The 16,431-nt window shown below is 32.2% G+C and carries 10 protein-coding genes; 9 read left to right on the top strand and 1 reads right to left on the bottom strand.

The window, feature by feature from the left end; all coding sequences use genetic code 11:
* Positions 1 to 1,776 (bottom strand): tetratricopeptide repeat protein, encoded by a 1,776-nt coding sequence (locus ACXAFS_RS13465; RefSeq protein ID WP_475307582.1) that lies wholly within the window; start codon positions 1,774 to 1,776, stop codon positions 1 to 3.
* Between the two features lie 264 nt (positions 1,777 to 2,040).
* Here ACXAFS_RS13465 and ACXAFS_RS13460 point away from each other — a divergent pair, with 264 nt between their 5' ends.
* From ACXAFS_RS13460 to ACXAFS_RS13420, 9 genes are all read left to right on the top strand, one after another.
* Positions 2,041 to 2,697, top strand: coding sequence for a hypothetical protein (locus tag ACXAFS_RS13460; protein ID WP_475307581.1), 657 nt, complete (start codon positions 2,041 to 2,043; stop codon positions 2,695 to 2,697).
* Positions 2,698 to 2,808: 111 nt separating this feature from the next.
* Positions 2,809 to 3,318 carry a T9SS type A sorting domain-containing protein gene (locus tag ACXAFS_RS13455; RefSeq protein ID WP_475307579.1) on the top strand — a complete coding sequence of 170 codons (510 nt, stop codon included), beginning with the start codon at positions 2,809 to 2,811 and terminating at the stop codon, positions 3,316 to 3,318.
* 22 nt (positions 3,319 to 3,340) lie between these two features.
* Positions 3,341 to 5,503 (top strand): hypothetical protein, encoded by a 2,163-nt coding sequence (locus ACXAFS_RS13450; RefSeq protein WP_475307578.1) that lies wholly within the window; start codon positions 3,341 to 3,343, stop codon positions 5,501 to 5,503.
* A gap of 36 nt (positions 5,504 to 5,539) precedes the next feature.
* Positions 5,540 to 11,212, top strand: coding sequence for a T9SS type A sorting domain-containing protein (locus ACXAFS_RS13445; RefSeq protein ID WP_475307576.1), 5,673 nt, complete (start codon positions 5,540 to 5,542; stop codon positions 11,210 to 11,212).
* Positions 11,209 to 11,910, top strand: coding sequence for a hypothetical protein (locus ACXAFS_RS13440; protein WP_475307575.1), 702 nt, complete (start codon positions 11,209 to 11,211; stop codon positions 11,908 to 11,910). Before ACXAFS_RS13445 ends, ACXAFS_RS13440 begins: the two co-directional genes overlap by 4 nt.
* A 73-nt stretch (positions 11,911 to 11,983) precedes the next feature.
* On the top strand, positions 11,984 to 13,519 hold the full coding sequence (guaA, locus tag ACXAFS_RS13435; RefSeq protein ID WP_475307573.1) for a glutamine-hydrolyzing GMP synthase: 1,536 nt from the start codon (positions 11,984 to 11,986) through the stop codon (positions 13,517 to 13,519).
* Between the two features lie 59 nt (positions 13,520 to 13,578).
* On the top strand, positions 13,579 to 15,483 hold the full coding sequence (locus ACXAFS_RS13430) for a LysM peptidoglycan-binding domain-containing protein (protein ID WP_475307572.1): 1,905 nt from the start codon (positions 13,579 to 13,581) through the stop codon (positions 15,481 to 15,483).
* Positions 15,484 to 15,485: 2 nt separating this feature from the next.
* Entirely contained in the window at positions 15,486 to 15,899 is a 414-nt protein-coding gene (locus ACXAFS_RS13425) for an OsmC family protein (protein WP_475307571.1), read from the top strand.
* Positions 15,889 to 16,428 (top strand): DUF922 domain-containing protein, encoded by a 540-nt coding sequence (locus tag ACXAFS_RS13420; protein WP_475307569.1) that lies wholly within the window; start codon positions 15,889 to 15,891, stop codon positions 16,426 to 16,428. Before ACXAFS_RS13425 ends, ACXAFS_RS13420 begins: the two co-directional genes overlap by 11 nt.
* Positions 16,429 to 16,431: the final 3 nt, after the last annotated feature.

The following is a 16,431-nucleotide window of genomic DNA, read 5'->3' as shown; positions in this document are numbered from 1 at the left end:
TTATAGCGTCAAAATTAATTCTTGTAGCGAATCTTCACTAGTTAGATTTAGTTTTTTACGTAATCTATATCGTGCTTTTTTTACACCTTCGGTTGAAATATTGAGGATATTTGCGATTTCTTTAGAAGATAGATTCATTTTTAAAAGAGACATCAATCGCAAATCGTTATTACTAACTTCTGGATAACTACTCATTACTTTGGAGTTAAAATCGGTATGCACATCTTCAAAATAGGTCCTGAATTGTTCCCAATTATTATCGTTGTTGATGTCTAGGTTTATAGTGTTAATTACTTTCTGGTAGTTTCTAGAATTTGGACTTTCGGATTTTAGTTCCTTCAATTGAGCTTTTAAATCTAATAGCACTTCATTTTTGTGTGCCAGATGTAATGCATGTGTAGTTAGTTCCTTTTCTTTAAAAGCTAAGTCATTATCTAATTTTTCGCGTTCAATTTTGTTGCGTTTCATTTTTTGGCGTAGACCATAGACTACTGCAATTGCAAGAGCTGAAGCACCTATTAGTGAAATTAGTAGAAACCATTTTTCGTTTTCGGCTTTTTGCTTACGCTCTTCTAAGAGTTTAATTTTATTTTCTTTGATGATAAGTTCTTTTTCTTTCTTTTCGGCTTGATATTGAATTTCTAACTCATTCATTTTTTTAATGTTCTCTTCGCCTAAAATTTCGTCATGAAGATTATGATAATCGACATGATATTCATAGGCCTTTTTGTAACGACCCAATCCTGCATAAGCTTTAGAAATTTCTAATAAATCTCCAATCTTTTTTTTGCGAGTACCCGTTTCTTCTGCGTTTTGAAGAGCATCTTTCATATACCTTAGTGCTTTTCGGTACTCTCCTTTTTTATTATAAAGCTCCCCAAGATGTCTATAGTTTAAACCTATTAATGATTTTTCACCATATAGTTTACTAATCTCTAGTGCCATATTATAATATTCTTCAGCAAGTATTAAACTATCCTGCTGTGCATAGATCCAACCTATATTGTCATAAGCACCAGCTAAATCATTATTGTAATTTCTTTCTTTATAATATGGGACAGCTTCAAAGAGAAGTGACTTGGCTTCTTCATACTGTTTCTGACCTTTTAAATTAAGTGCCAGATTAACATTAATAGTGGCTAAATCATCTTCAAGATTCAATTTTTTATAAATTACTTTTGCTTTGTTATAGTATTCATTTGAGATGTCGTAATTTTCAATATCTCCTTGTATGTTACCTATATTCCAATAACTAGCAGCAATACTTTCTTCAGTATCATTAATCTCTTCTTTAAGTTTTAAACTCTCCATGTGCACCTCTAAACATTCGTTATAGCGTCCCAAGCTTCTTAACGAATTAGCTTTGTTGTTCATGGCTGCAGATACTTGGGTCATATCACCAAGTTGAGTGTACATGCTAATAACACTATCATAGATTGCGAGAGATTCTTTGTATTGCGATGTCATGTTATGGTAAACACCTAAGTAGTTTGTTGTACGTGCAATGAACTTTTTATTGTTTAATCGTTTTGCTAGCACTAGAGTACTATCTAGATACGGTTTTGATGCTAATGGGTCTACATAAAGATATTCTGCCCATACCATTGCATAAGTAATAATTTGAGTTGTATCTGTTTGTGTAGAAGCTATTTTTAATAGACTATCTACACGTTTTTGATTTTGGCAAATACTTATTTGAGTAAATAAACTAAAAACAAGAATTATTAATGTTGGACATTTGTCCACCTTGATGTGTTTATTAATTAATCTTTTCAAAAAAGGGACATTACAGGAAGCTTTTGAGGTATACATAGTTTCTGGTTATTAGCTTATCTAAGATAAAGTTATTTAATTATTTGGTTTAAATAATTGAATTTCAATTTTTTATGTGTTTTTGTTTTGGCTTTGTCCACCTATAATAAATATCATTAATTTTTTAAAAAAGCGTTTTTTTTTACGGTGGACAAAAGGTGGACACACTCTATTTTGTTGAAAATCAGCCTGTTTTTTCTCTAATATTGTTTCAACAAAACTGGTCTCATGACTAAAAATTTTATCACTCTAACCGTTGCTTTGCTCTTTAGCTTTTTAAGTTTTTGTCAGCAATTATATTTTGAAATTGGTTCAACCATTTCGTCTTTTGATTATGAAAATTCTCAGGGACAACCACTCGATAATCTGTTGCCAAAGTCTAAAACACATTTTGGTATGGGATACAGACAAAGTATAAACAGAAGTAACACATTGTTTTTATCACTCGGAGCTTCATACAATAACTATGGAGCTATTGGTAGTGAAGCAAGTGTTGATAATTACTTTGAATGGGATGTAAGTTACTTAGGTGCTAAAGCAGGATTAGGTATAAAAATATTAGAACTAGGCGATATTACATTTTTAGGAAATGTCTCATTGGCTTGGGAGTTTTTAGTACGAGGTAATCAAACTATAAATAACGATGTCTATAATCTCGTTGGTGAAGAAGAGTTTAACAATAACATTTTTTTCTATAGAGGTGGTTTAGAAATGCAATATCCATTGTCTAGGAATACTGCAATATATGTAGGTTATTCTTATGGTAAATCAGTATTGCTTAGTACTCCAGATGTAGGTGAAACGCTAAAATTAAATACGCATCAGTTTGGTTTAGGATTCATTATAAATCTGCCAAGATGTAACTGTGATTATTACAGATTTTAAGTTTAGTGGACAAAAGGTGGACATTAAACAGATCTCTATTATTAATGAAAGTTTAATTATAAATTTCGGATAATGATTGATTTACATAAGACTAATAAACATAAGAATATTATGAAACTATCTATATGTACGCTATTGATTTTTTGTTTTATACAATCTAATTATGCCCAAGAAAACTCTGGGTATCGTATTGTTAGTTCCAACCTAGGAAGTGCTGGCTCATCACAAACTATACAAACTACAAATGGCACTTATAAAGTTAGCCAAAGTATTGGTCAGTCTAGTGTTATAGGCACGTATTATAACAATGGTTATTATTTAAGACAAGGTTACCAACAGCCTACAGATAAGTTAAAAGTAATTACAGATTCATACATTGAATTAAGAGCTAAAGTATATCCTAATCCTTTTAGTCAAATCCTTTTTATAAGCTTTAGCGATTTTATGCAAAGCGATATTTCGGTAAGAATTTTTAATGTAGAAGCTAAAGCTATTTACACTGAAGTTTTTCTTCCGGCACAACGAATTGAATTACAAATAGAAGGTATTTCAACAGGAACTTATTTTCTAAAAGTCTCATCTGGTGAAAAATACTTCAATACAAAACTCATAAAGATTTAAAAAACCAAAAAAACCTCCAATTATGAAAAAAATACTTACTCTAGCATTTTTTGTTTGCGCTATGTTTCAAGCTATGGCACAGACAGATGGTATTACATATCAAGCTGTAATTATAGGTCCTGATAATTTAGAATTGCCAGGAGTAGATTCCGAAGGTAATTATTTGCCAAATACAACTATAGCGATAAGGTTTACAATATACGATAGTGGAAATCAAGTGGAGTTTGAGGAAGTTCAAATCACTGAAACTGATGATTTTGGAAGAATTAATCTTTTAATTGGTGAAGCAGAACACGATTATTTTAAAGAAATAAATTGGGATGGTACACCAAAAGATTTAAAGGTGGAAATCGATTTTGAAGCTGGAAGTAATTTTGAAGAAATGAGTAGGGAGCGTTTAACATTTTTGCCTTATGCCTACCATAGAAATATAACAGCCACAGGAACTTTAACCGTCGATGACAGAACCTATTTAAATGGAGAATTAGAAGTTCATGGTCCAACAAATTTATACAGTTCTTTTACTGTATATGACAATAACTCAATATTAGGAGGTGACTTAACTGTAGATGGTGAAACAAACCTCAATGGTGCGCTTACTGTTAATAATACAAGTCCAACAAATCTAACAGGTACGCTAAATGTAGATGGCTTAACTAATCTTAACGATGATTTAGATGTATTAAGTGGGCACACCACGTTAAATACACTTACAGTTAACGGAGAAGCAGCTTTTGGTGATTTGGTTGCAGAAACATTAAAAGTAACAGATTCTACAACGCTTCAAGGAGGACTATATGTTAATACACATTCTCAGGTTAGAGTAAATAGAATATTTCAAGATAATTTTCAATTAGATACTAATATAAATCATCATGTTATGCTTATTGAAGGTGGTCGACAAGGATTAGCTATAAAGGTCAATGGAGGAAGAGATAATACCACAAATTTCATCACTTTTTTTGATGATTTAAGTGATGAGTCTTGGGGAAGAATAGAAGGTGAAAGAGTAGAGGATTTTGTAAATAATGCCGACTACGAATTTGGTTTAGAGACACTAGAGTATGATTCTTATGATGCTATTTTCGATACTGGTGTTGCAGCTTACGAATTTGCTAAATCTCTTGGTACAATTGGTATCGCATCTACATCATCTACTGGCTGTGTTGGTTTTGGTGCTTGTGTTACTGCACCTATACCTTCTTGGATAATTGGTAGTACAGCCCAATCTATTGTTGCAGGTCTTCAGATTGTAGCTGCTGGCATTGGTATTGGCATTACACAAGGTAACCTTAACTATTACCAAGATTATAAAGCAATGCTAGAAGGTGTTACCTATGCCTCTGGAGCAGGTGATTATGCCGAATATTTGCTAAGAGAAGATGTAAACGAAAAAATGGTTTTTGGAGATATAGTAGGTGTAAAAGGTGGTAAGATTACTAAAAATCTTTTGGGAGCTGATAGGATGATGGTGGTATCCTATAAGCCAATTGTTCTTGGGAATATGCCAGAACCTAACAGAGAATCTGAATACGAAAAAGTAGCATTTATGGGACAAGTGCCAGTAAAAGTATTTGGTAAGGTTAATATCGGCGATTACATAATACCAAGTGGTAAAAATGATGGTATTGGTATGGCAATTAAGCCAGAGTATATTTCATCTAGTCAACTTAAAAGTATTATTGGTATAGCATGGGCAGCAAGTGATGATCCTATGGGAATACGATTAATTAATACAGCTGTAGGTGTTAATAGAAACGATAGTCATTTTATTATTCAAAGATTAGAAAGTACAGTAGATGAACAAGCTAAAGAAATAACATATTTAAGAGGTCAAATAGAAAGTATTTTAAATAGAATTGATAGTATAGAAGATGGAAGCTATCAAGGGCAATTAGTTACAAATGAAAAAGAGAGCCATTCTAAATATGAAATCATTGAATCTCCAGAAAGCGATATCATATATCATAAAATTACAAGAGACGATTTTGAAAAAGGATTAATCCTTGCTGAGCAGATGATACTTAGCTCTAACAAAAATGGTGAAAACGAAAAATTAGTTGAAGCATTAAACAGACTTAAAACAGATGAGGAGTTTAAGACAACATTTTTTAATATGATTCAAGAAGAATTAAGTAAACAGATTCACTTCCATCAAGAGATTGATATTAAAGGAAGACATTAAAACAAGGTGTAGTTTGTAGTTGAAAACTAAAACATTATGAAAAAACTGGTTTTAATAACGTCATTCTTATCAATTATTTTATGGTCTGGTTTGAGTGCGCAGACAACTGCTATACCAGATGCTAACTTTGAGAATTATCTAGAAACACATGCTGCAGATGGTACTGAAGTTGCTGTTGGTGATGATACAAGTATGGGTGATGGTATTAGTAATAATGGATTGGTTTTTACTAATAGAATCAATACCGTTGTGCTTCTCGATGTTAGTAATTTGGGTATTGAAGATCTTACAGGTATTGAAGATTTTCTAGATTTAGAAAACCTACTTTGTAGTAATAATGATCTGGTTTCCTTAGATATCTCAAACAATACAAATTTAGTGTCATTAATCTGTGGCTCTAACAGTCTTACAGACTTAGTGTTGGATAACAACATTAACTTAGAATCCTTAAACTGTTCAGATAACCAAATTCAAAGTTTAGTAGTAGCTAATAATACAGCCTTAAAGAGTCTTACAGTTTCTGGTAATCAGTTACAAGGTATAGATGTTTCTGCCAATACAGAGTTATCATTATTAAGTGTTTCTAATAATAGAATTGATGGCGAATTAGTAGTAAGCAATAATACTAATTTAGAAAGTCTGTTTTGTGCATCAAACCAAATTACGATGCTAGATCTTTCATCTAATACGCTCTTAAGAAATCTTGATGTTTCTGATAACGCTTTAACCGATTTAGATTTAAGTGCTGTTAACTCTGTGGTTTGTCCAGATCCTCAAACAGATCCTGTTACGGTTTGTCAAGGTTTTTCATCAATTAATGTGTCACGAAATCAATTGTCATCATTGGTTGTAGCTAATGGATTTAATGATTTGGTTTCAATTTTCGATGCTTCAAACAATCCTGATTTATTCTGTATACAAATAGACAATGGTTTTACACCAAACGGATGGGTTAAAGATGATTGGACCTACTTTACAGATGCCAATTGTGTAGATATTTACACCTATGTGCCAGATGATAATTTTGAGCAAGCTCTAATTAATCTTGGTTACGATGATGTGTTAGATAATTTGGTACTTACTGCAAATATTGAAACAGTTATTGAATTAAATGTTTCTAATGCTTCCATAACAAGTTTAATAGGTATAGAAGATTTTACTGCGCTCGAAGTTTTAGATTGTAATAACAATACAGTCGAAACTATTGACACTTCTAATAATCTAGCCTTACAAGAAATAGATTTATCAAATAACAATTTATCAGCTTTGGACTTAAGTGTAAATACGTCTTTAGCTACTGTTAATTGCTCAGGCAATTCACTTGAAGAACTCAATTTAGAAACAAATACAGCTTTAACGGTACTGAATTGTTCTGGTAATTCATTGACTGGTTTAGATACAAGTAACAATTTATTGTTAACCGATTTAGACTGTTCCATGAATCAGATAGAGAATCTAAATGTTAGCTCTAATACTGCATTAACAAGTCTGTTGTGTAATAATAATAACTTATTTGCTCTAAATATTAACAATGGTAATAATAATGTAATCACCAATTTTAATGCAACAAACAATACTAATTTGTTCTGTATAAAAGTTGATGATGCTGCTTTTGCAAATGCAGCGGCAGGTTGGCAAAAAGATGCAATAGCTGTTTATAATTTAGATTGCGGAACTTATGTGCCAGACGATAATTTTGAGCAAGCACTTATAGACCAAGGTATAGATTCTGATGGGACACTAAATAATTTTGTGCCAACTGCAGATGTTAGTGGTGTAACGGTTTTAGATGTGTCTAGTTTGGCGATTGAAGACTTAACAGGAATTGAAGATTTTGCCGCTCTACAAGATTTAAATTGTTCTAACAATAGCTTAATGAGTCTAGATTTGAGTAATAATACTGCACTACAAATTTTAGATTGTTCTATTAACCAGATAGAAGATTTAGACCTTACAGTAAATATTGCTTTAACTTCAGTCCTTTGTAGTAACAATTCCCTAAGAACTTTAAATATCGAAAATGGTAATAACGCTTCACTAGTTGTATTTAATACAACAATGAATTCCTATTTATTCTGTATAAATATAGATGATGCTGTTGTTGGAAATATTCCTGCAAACTGGCAAAAAGATAATTTTACAGCGTATAATGGCGATTGTAATAATAATCGTTTTACATTAATTCCTGATACCTTTTTTGAACAAGCCTTAATCGATTTTGGGTATGATGATATTATTGATGGGCAAGTAATAACTGCTAATATAGAACACGTACAAAACCTAAATGTGAGTAATGAGAGTATATCAGATCTTACAGGAATACAAGATTTTCAATCTTTGATTGAGCTGGATTGTAGTGGAAATTTTTTAGATGCTTTAGATGTTAGCGATATGATAAATCTAGAACGTTTAAACTGTAGTTCTAATTATTTGCTTACCAATGATATTAATGATGCTAATGGACTACTTAATACTACAGGTACTGTTAATTTAGTAGAACTCTATTGCGCAAACAACAATCTAAATAATCTTGATACTTCACAGAACGTCAATTTACAATTATTAGACTGTGCAGATAATAACTTAGACATACTAAATGTTTCTGGCAATACCTTGTTATTAGAGTTAAACTGTTCTAACAATAACTTATCAGATTTAGATATAAGTAGTAATACGGTTTTAGAAAGCATTAATTGTGATAGTAATGCATTAAATAATTTGCAAACAGTAACAGTAAATAACAATACATTAATAAGTCTAAGCTGTGTTAATAATAACCTGCAAAATTTGTTGGTTAATAATTATTTAGGATTGGTAAGGTTAAATTGTGCATCTAATGAATTAACACAACTTAATACTACCAATAACACTTCATTAGAGTTTTTATCAATAGGTAATAACCAAGTTTCTGATATAGATCTTACAAGTAATATTAACTTGGTTGAAGCTTTATTATCTCAAAATAATTTAACGACACTTAATAGTAATTCTAATACACAATTAGAGTTTTTAAACTGTGATTTTAATGAGATTGCAAATCTCGATTTAAGCTCAAATACATTACTTAAATCTATAAGATGTTCTGGAAACGAATTGAGCACCTTAGACTTAAACAACAATATTAATCTAATAGAAGTTGATGCCAGTGCAAATATGTTAACGAGTGCAAGTTTGGGCACCGATTTAAGCTTGCTAAAAACATTAAATTTAAGTAACAATCAACTCGAAAATGATTTAGATTTAACTACAATTGCTCTTTCAGCTTGTGTTTTTCAGACAAATCAAACTGAATTTTGTCCAGAGAGTATTTCTATAAATGTATCTAACAATCTATTCAGTTTTATCAATATTCAAAACGGAATCAATCAAGATATTATAAACTTTAGTGCTTCTAATAATCCTAATCTAGAATGTATACAAGTAGATGATGTTAATAATGTTCCTGCAGGATGGATAAAAGATGAAGCGACATCTTATAACGAAGATTGTAATTTTGGTGAAACCTATGTGCCAGACGATAATTTTGAGCAAGCACTTATAGATTTAGGGTACGATTCAGGCCCTTTAAACGACTATGTACTTACTGCAAATATTGAAGGTGTCTTAGCCATAGATGTAAGTGGTAATAATATTGCAGATTTAACTGGACTAGAAGACTTTTTAGCTTTAGAGAATTTTAATTGTGCGTCTAATGCCATTTCAGAAATAGATTTAAACTCTAATACTAATTTGTTAGTTCTAGATTGTTCTAACAATCAACTATCAAGTTTAGATGTGATGAGTAATACAGCTTTAGTAAATTTAAATTGCTCAAATAATACAATTAGTAATCTAGATTTAGGTAATAATGCAAACCTTACAGAGTTAAATATAGCATCGAATGACTTTACTGAATTTCTTCCAAGTGAAGTGTTAACGCTTCAGGTTTTTAATTGCGATGGTAATGCTATATTAGATTTAGATTTTCAGCAAAATCAAGCTCTAACAAGCCTTAGTTGTCAGTCCAATGTATTAGAAACACTTAATTTAAGAAACACTCAAAATGCAATCTTATTAAATTTAAATGCGCAAAACAATCCTAACCTTACATGTATAGAAACAGATACAGGAGCAATACCAGCAGGTGCAACTTGGGCAATAGATGCTACAGCTCAGTTGGCAATAGAATGTTTTTTTGGTGAAACCTATGTGCCAGATGATAATTTTGAACAGGCTTTAATAGATTTTGGATACGATTCAGGTCCACTAGATGATTATGTTACTACTGAAGCTATAGAAGAAGTTGAATTTTTAAACATAAGCTCAAGAGAAATTTCAGACCTAACAGGAATTGAAGATTTTATTGGCTTACTGAGTTTAGATATAGAAGAAAATTTTATTGAAACTGTAGATTTTAGTAATAATGTGTTATTGGCTAGTCTTGACACTTCAGATAATTTGTTGGATGAAATAGATATTTCGGTTTTACCAAATCTTACAAACTTAGATGTTTCAGGTAATAATCTTTCTCAACTTATTGTTAGTGGCAATACAAGCCTAATCAACCTTGATATATCTAATAATTCTATTACAGATATAGATGTATCTACATTATTTGGTCTAGAAGATTTTAATTGTGCATTCAATTCACTAAGTAGTTTAGATCTTACACAAAATCCAAACTTAAATATCTTGTTTTGTCAATCTAATGCTTTGGCTGGTGATCAACTCAATCTTCAGAATGGTAATAATGAAAACCTACAAATTTTTAATGCTACAAATAATCCTAGTTTAGGATGTATTTTGGTAGATGATCCTGTTGCAGTAATTAATAATGAAGATGGCGTCTACGATAATTGGAGTAAGGATGTTTCAGCTAGTTATCAAATTATTTGTGAAGATGCGGATAACGATGGAGTGCCAAATGAAGATGACCTTTGTCCTGGTACAGCGTTTGGTGCACCTGTGGATTTATTTGGTTGTGCCATTATAGATTTGCCTTCAGACAATTTTATGATAACAATAACTGGCGAAACTTGTCTTAATAGTAATAATGGTAAGGTGACTATTATTGCCCAAGAGTTATATAATTATACAGTATCGCTTTTTAGTGAAGATATTATTGAACCTACAGGTGAAGATTTTTACCAAGAATACGATTTTACTAATGATGTAGAAATTTTTAATCTTTTGGCAGGTACATATAGCATGTGTATAACTATAGAAGAATGGCCAAACTATGAGTCTTGTTATACTATAGTGATAACTGAGCCAAATCCACTTGAAGTTTTTGCCAGTAGACCAGCTTCGAATAGTAAAATTGAGGTTGATTTATCTGGTGGTAATGTTTACAATGTGGATTTTAATGGTGAAGGATTTACTACCCATAACTCAAATTTAGAATTGCAATTACAACAAGGTGAGAACATTTTAAAAATAGCCACAGATTTAGAATGTCAGGGCAGTTATGAAAAACGATTCTTTTATGATAATCAATATCTAATATACCCAAATCCCTTTCAAGATGAAATAAAAATTTACAACGGTATAGTAGAGAATGATGTAAGTGTTAGTTTTTACAACACTTTAGGGCAGATGGTTTTAAGTAAAGTCATAGAAAATAAAGGTGCTGATATGACACTCTATACAGATAGGCTTAAAGATGGTGTGTATTTACTCAAAATCAGATCAAAATCAGGAGTGTCATCCTATAAAATCATTAAAAAATGAAAAAGACGATTTACATACTTTGTGCTTTAATGCTAATAGTTTCTTGTAGTGATACTACCAATGATGGCAACCCAAATGGCAATGGAAATGGACAAGATTTACCAACGGGAGTTAATCTTGTTTTCCCGCATCAGGATGATTTGTGTAATGAAGGCACTAATATTACGCAAACAGAGAGTACCGTGTTTTTTGAATGGGAACCAAATAGTAATGCAGAAACATATACACTTACTTTAGAGAATTTATCTTCGGGTAATACAACACAATATGAGACAAGTGATTTTATATTACCAGTAACTATTCAGCGAGCGGTTGCGTATAGGTGGTTTGTGGAGTATAATCACCAAGATGAAGCTAAGGCAAGTGCTATTTGGAATTTTTATAACGCAGGTCCTGGAGTTGTTACATATCCACCATTTCCAGCAGATTTAATAGCTCCTATGATGGCGCAAAACATTTCTAGTACTAATTCGGTGGTATTGCATTGGGAAGGCAGTGATGTAGAAAATGATATTGTTGGTTATGATGTATATGTCTCTACTAATAATCCACCAGAACTTAATACTAGTGATATTACAGCAAATCAACTAACAGTTACTGTAGCGCCAGACAACATTTATTATTGGAAAGTTGTAACAAAAGATGCCGAAGGAAACACCTCTGAATCTAACATTTTTCAGTTTAGAATTTTAGAATAATTGTTGTTAAAAAAATATCTAAAAAAGTTAACAACTCAAATCTTCAATGTGAGCGCATTTGTTATTTTTGCACATGCAACACAACAAAGTCCTTATTTTAGATTTCGGATCGCAGTACACGCAGCTTATTGCGCGCCGAGTTAGAGAGTTGAATATCTATTGTGAGATTCATCCGTTCAATAAAATTCCTTCAGATTCAGATAGTTTTAAGGCCGTAATTTTATCAGGAAGTCCAAATTCAGTTAGAGGAGAAGATGTACTTCATCCAGACCTTTCAAACATTAGAGGTAAAAAGCCAATGTTAGCTGTGTGCTATGGTGCGCAGTATTTGGCACATTTTTCAGGAGGTGAAGTCGCGGAATCTAACACCAGAGAATATGGAAGAGCAAATCTGGCTTTTATAAAAAGTAATGAAGATTTTTTCGAAAATATTCATGAAGGTAGCCAAGTGTGGATGAGCCATAGTGATACCATTAAAAAACTGCCAGAAGGTGGAGTTTTACTGGCAAGTACTGAAGATGTGGAAAATGCTGCATACAAAATTGAAGGTGAGGATACGTATGCTATTCAGTTTCATCCAGAAGTGTACCATTCAACAGATGGACATCAATTACTTCAAAATTTCTTAGTAAAAATTGCTAAGGTCAATCAAGATTGGACACCAAATGCATTTGTAGAAGAGACTGTTGAAGAACTTAAAGAAAAACTTGGTAACGATAAAGTAGTTTTAGGTTTGTCAGGTGGTGTAGATTCTTCAGTAGCTGCTATGTTATTGCACAAAGCTATAGGTGAAAATCTGTATTGCATATTTGTAAACAACGGTTTACTTCGTAAAAATGAATTCGAAGATGTACTTCATCAATACGAAGGTATGGGATTAAACGTTAAAGGTGTAGATGCTTCGGCACGCTTTTTGGATGCCTTAGCTGGTAAGAGCGACCCAGAAGAAAAGAGAAAAACAATAGGTCGTGTGTTCATTGAGGTTTTTGATGATGAAGCGCATCTTATACAAGATGTAAAATGGCTGGCACAAGGAACGATTTATCCAGATGTTATAGAAAGTGTTTCTGCAACAGGTGGACCAAGTGCAACCATAAAAAGTCATCATAATGTTGGTGGTTTGCCAGACTTTATGAAATTAAAGGTTGTTGAGCCTTTAAAAGCATTGTTTAAAGATGAGGTAAGACGCGTTGGTGCTTCTATGAATATGGATTCACACTTATTAGGACGTCATCCATTTCCTGGTCCAGGTTTGGCAATTAGGATTCTTGGAGATCTAACTCGTGAGAAAGTTCGTATATTACAAGAGGTAGATGCTATTTTTATTAATAATCTGCGTTCCTGGAATTTGTACGATAAGGTATGGCAAGCAGGAGCAATGTTATTACCAGTTAATAGTGTTGGTGTAATGGGAGATGAGCGTACTTATGAAAAATGTGTGGCATTAAGAGCTGTAGAGAGTACAGACGGAATGACAGCAGATTGGGTAAATTTACCATATGAGTTTTTGCAAAAGACCTCAAATGAAATTATAAATAAAGTAAAAGGTGTTAACAGAGTTGTATACGATATCAGTTCTAAGCCACCTGCAACGATAGAATGGGAATAAAATAGTGACGACAGCGTTGATTTTGTTTCTAAAAATCAGGATAAGCTAAATCAAAATACATGAAGAAATTATTAGCCGTTATAGTAATCATCTTAGGTCTAAATCTTAATGCTCAAAGCTATATTGAACATAAGATAAAAGAAGGGGAAACCATTGAGAGTATTGCAAAAAAGTATTTGGTAACACCTTTTGATATTTTTGCGTTAAACCCAGATGCTAAAACCAAATTTCAACCTAATACGGTTTTAATTATTCCAAATTCAAAAATTAAAAATGAACCTTTTAATGAAGAATCAAAAGAGTTAATAGGCTATAAAAACCATAAAGTAAAGCGTAAAGAGACACTCTACGGCTTATCTAAAAAATATGGTGTTTCAGAAGATGAAATAAAAAAGGCTAATCGTTTTTTGTATTCCGAAAACCTTAAGAAAGGTGATAAAATTAGAATCCCTAGATACAAGACTTTTATTTCAAAAGTTAGTCTTAAGAATACGGTTAAAAAGTATAAAGTACAGCCAAAAGAAGGGAAGTGGAGAATTGCATATAAATTTGGAATTACCGTTGAAGAACTTGAAGCTTTAAATCCTGACATGAAGCCTATTCTTCAACCAGGCGATGAGCTCAACGTGCCAAATATTGAAGACGAGGACGAGAAACCTATTGAGTCTGAATACAATTACTATGAAGTATTGCCTAAAGAAGGATTTTACAGGTTAAAAATAAAAACTGGACTAACGCAAGAAGAATTAGAAGACCTAAATCCTGAGCTAAAAGAGAGTGGTTTAAAAGCTGGTATGGTTTTAAAAATTCCTGCAACTGCAGAAACTACTACGGGTTTATCAGATGTTGAAACCACTAAGCTAGAATCTAAAATTAAAAACTTTAAGGTTAAGAAATTAGCTTTAATGCTACCTTACCGACTTAATAGAATTGATGTGGATTCTGTTGAAGAAGCAAAGGATATGATTAAGAAGGATAAGCTTTTACCAATCGTTTTAGATTTTCATGTTGGTGTAAGGATGGCATTAGATTCTGCTAAACAATTAGGAATTTCTACAGATTTAAAAGTATTTGATACACGCTATCAAGCATCAACGGCTAGAAAAATATTAGAGGACAACGACTTTTCGGAATATGATGCAGTTATTGGGCCTATGCAAGAACAAGCTTTCGATAGGGTTGCAAATGGTTTAAAAGGAGATAGAGTTCCTGTTATAGCAGCATTAAATAAGCCTAAAGAAGTTTATGCCAACGTTTTTCAAACTATTCCAGAGGATAAATTATTGCAGAAAGCAATGATAGACTTTGTAAAGGCTGATAGTTTAAAAACTAAAGTAGTTGTAATTGCAGATCAATCTCACAAAGCAGAAAGCGAAATGTTGAAGAAGCAGTTTCCAAATGCTGTTCAGATCTATTCACAAAAAAGTAAGAAGACAGGAAAGGATGCATACTTTATATATCCAGTTCAGTTAGAAAATGTTTTTCAACCGGGTAAAACCATAGTATTTTTAGAGACTAACAATGATGCACTTGCATCTAGTGTTATAAGTATGCTTAATGCACTGATTGTTGATAAAACTGAGATAGTTTTAGTTACACTAGATATCAATAAGGCATTTGAAGGTAAGGACGTTGATAATAATAATTTGTCTAATCTAAAATTCCATTATCCTTCTGTTCATAAAGAGTTTGATGAGTATAAGTCAAATGGCTTTGTAAAAGCTTATAAAAAGGAATTTGGTGTGTCACCAAGTAAGTACGCAGCAAGAGGATTTGATATTACATTAGATATATTATTACGTTTGGCAACAGAAGACAATTTATACGAAGCTTCAAATGAAGTTATTGAAACTGAATACATAGAGAACAAGTTTAGGTATAATAAATCATTATTTGGTGGTTATGTTAATGAGGCCGTGTATATTGTAAAATATGACAACTTAAGAATTGTTGAAGCCAACTAATTATGACCTCAAAAGTAACTTATTTAGGTAATCTTAGGACAGAAAGCGAGCATATAAAATCTGGTAACAGTTACATAACAGATGCACCTACAGACAATAATGGCAAAGGAGAAGCGTTTTCTCCTACAGATACTGTTGCTACAGGATTAGCAAGTTGTATGCTAACGGTTATGGGAATTAAAGCCAGAGACATGGATGTTGATATGTCCGGAACAACAGCTGAGGTTACTAAAACCATGGCTAGTAATCCGAGACGAATTTCTAAAATAGAAGTTGTACTTAATTTTCCGTTTAAAGCAGATTCTAAGACTAAAAAAATATTAGAGTATACAGCAAATACTTGTCCTGTGCATTACAGTTTACATCCAGATATCGAAAAGGATATCACGTTTAACTGGAAATTAAATGCAAATTAAACATCTTATAATTTCAATTTTGTTTTTGTTCGTTGGATCTTCTAATGAAGAAACCATAACATGGAACGATACTCGCAAATTGACCTGGGAAGATTTTAAAGGCAGTCCAAATCCAAATTCAGATGCAGTTGCTTTAACAGCTTCAGGAATTACTTTTGGATACTCAGTAAAAACAACAGGAAAACGTATTATTGATTATTCAGCGTCTGTAGAAGCACATTTTTATCCAAATAAGTCTTGGTATCTCTCAGAAAAGGCAGACGATTATATTCTTGCGCACGAGCAATTGCACTTTGATATTACAGAGTTATATGTACGAAAGTTTAGAGAACAGCTAGAGCGTTTAGTCGTTAATCAAAATATAAAGATTCAAATGAATCAAATTCATGTGGCTATTAATGAAGCATTAGATAAAACTCAAAAAACATACGACCAGCAAACCAACCACTCCATAAATGTTGATGCTCAAAATTACTGGGAAAATTACATTAAAGAAGAGCTTAAAAAACTAGAAAAATATAAGTCATAATAC

Source organism: Winogradskyella sp. ABM4_392 (genome assembly GCF_056160445.1).
The sequence above is the reverse complement of the archived record's forward strand: the minus strand, read 5'-3'. Positions and strand labels throughout refer to the sequence as shown.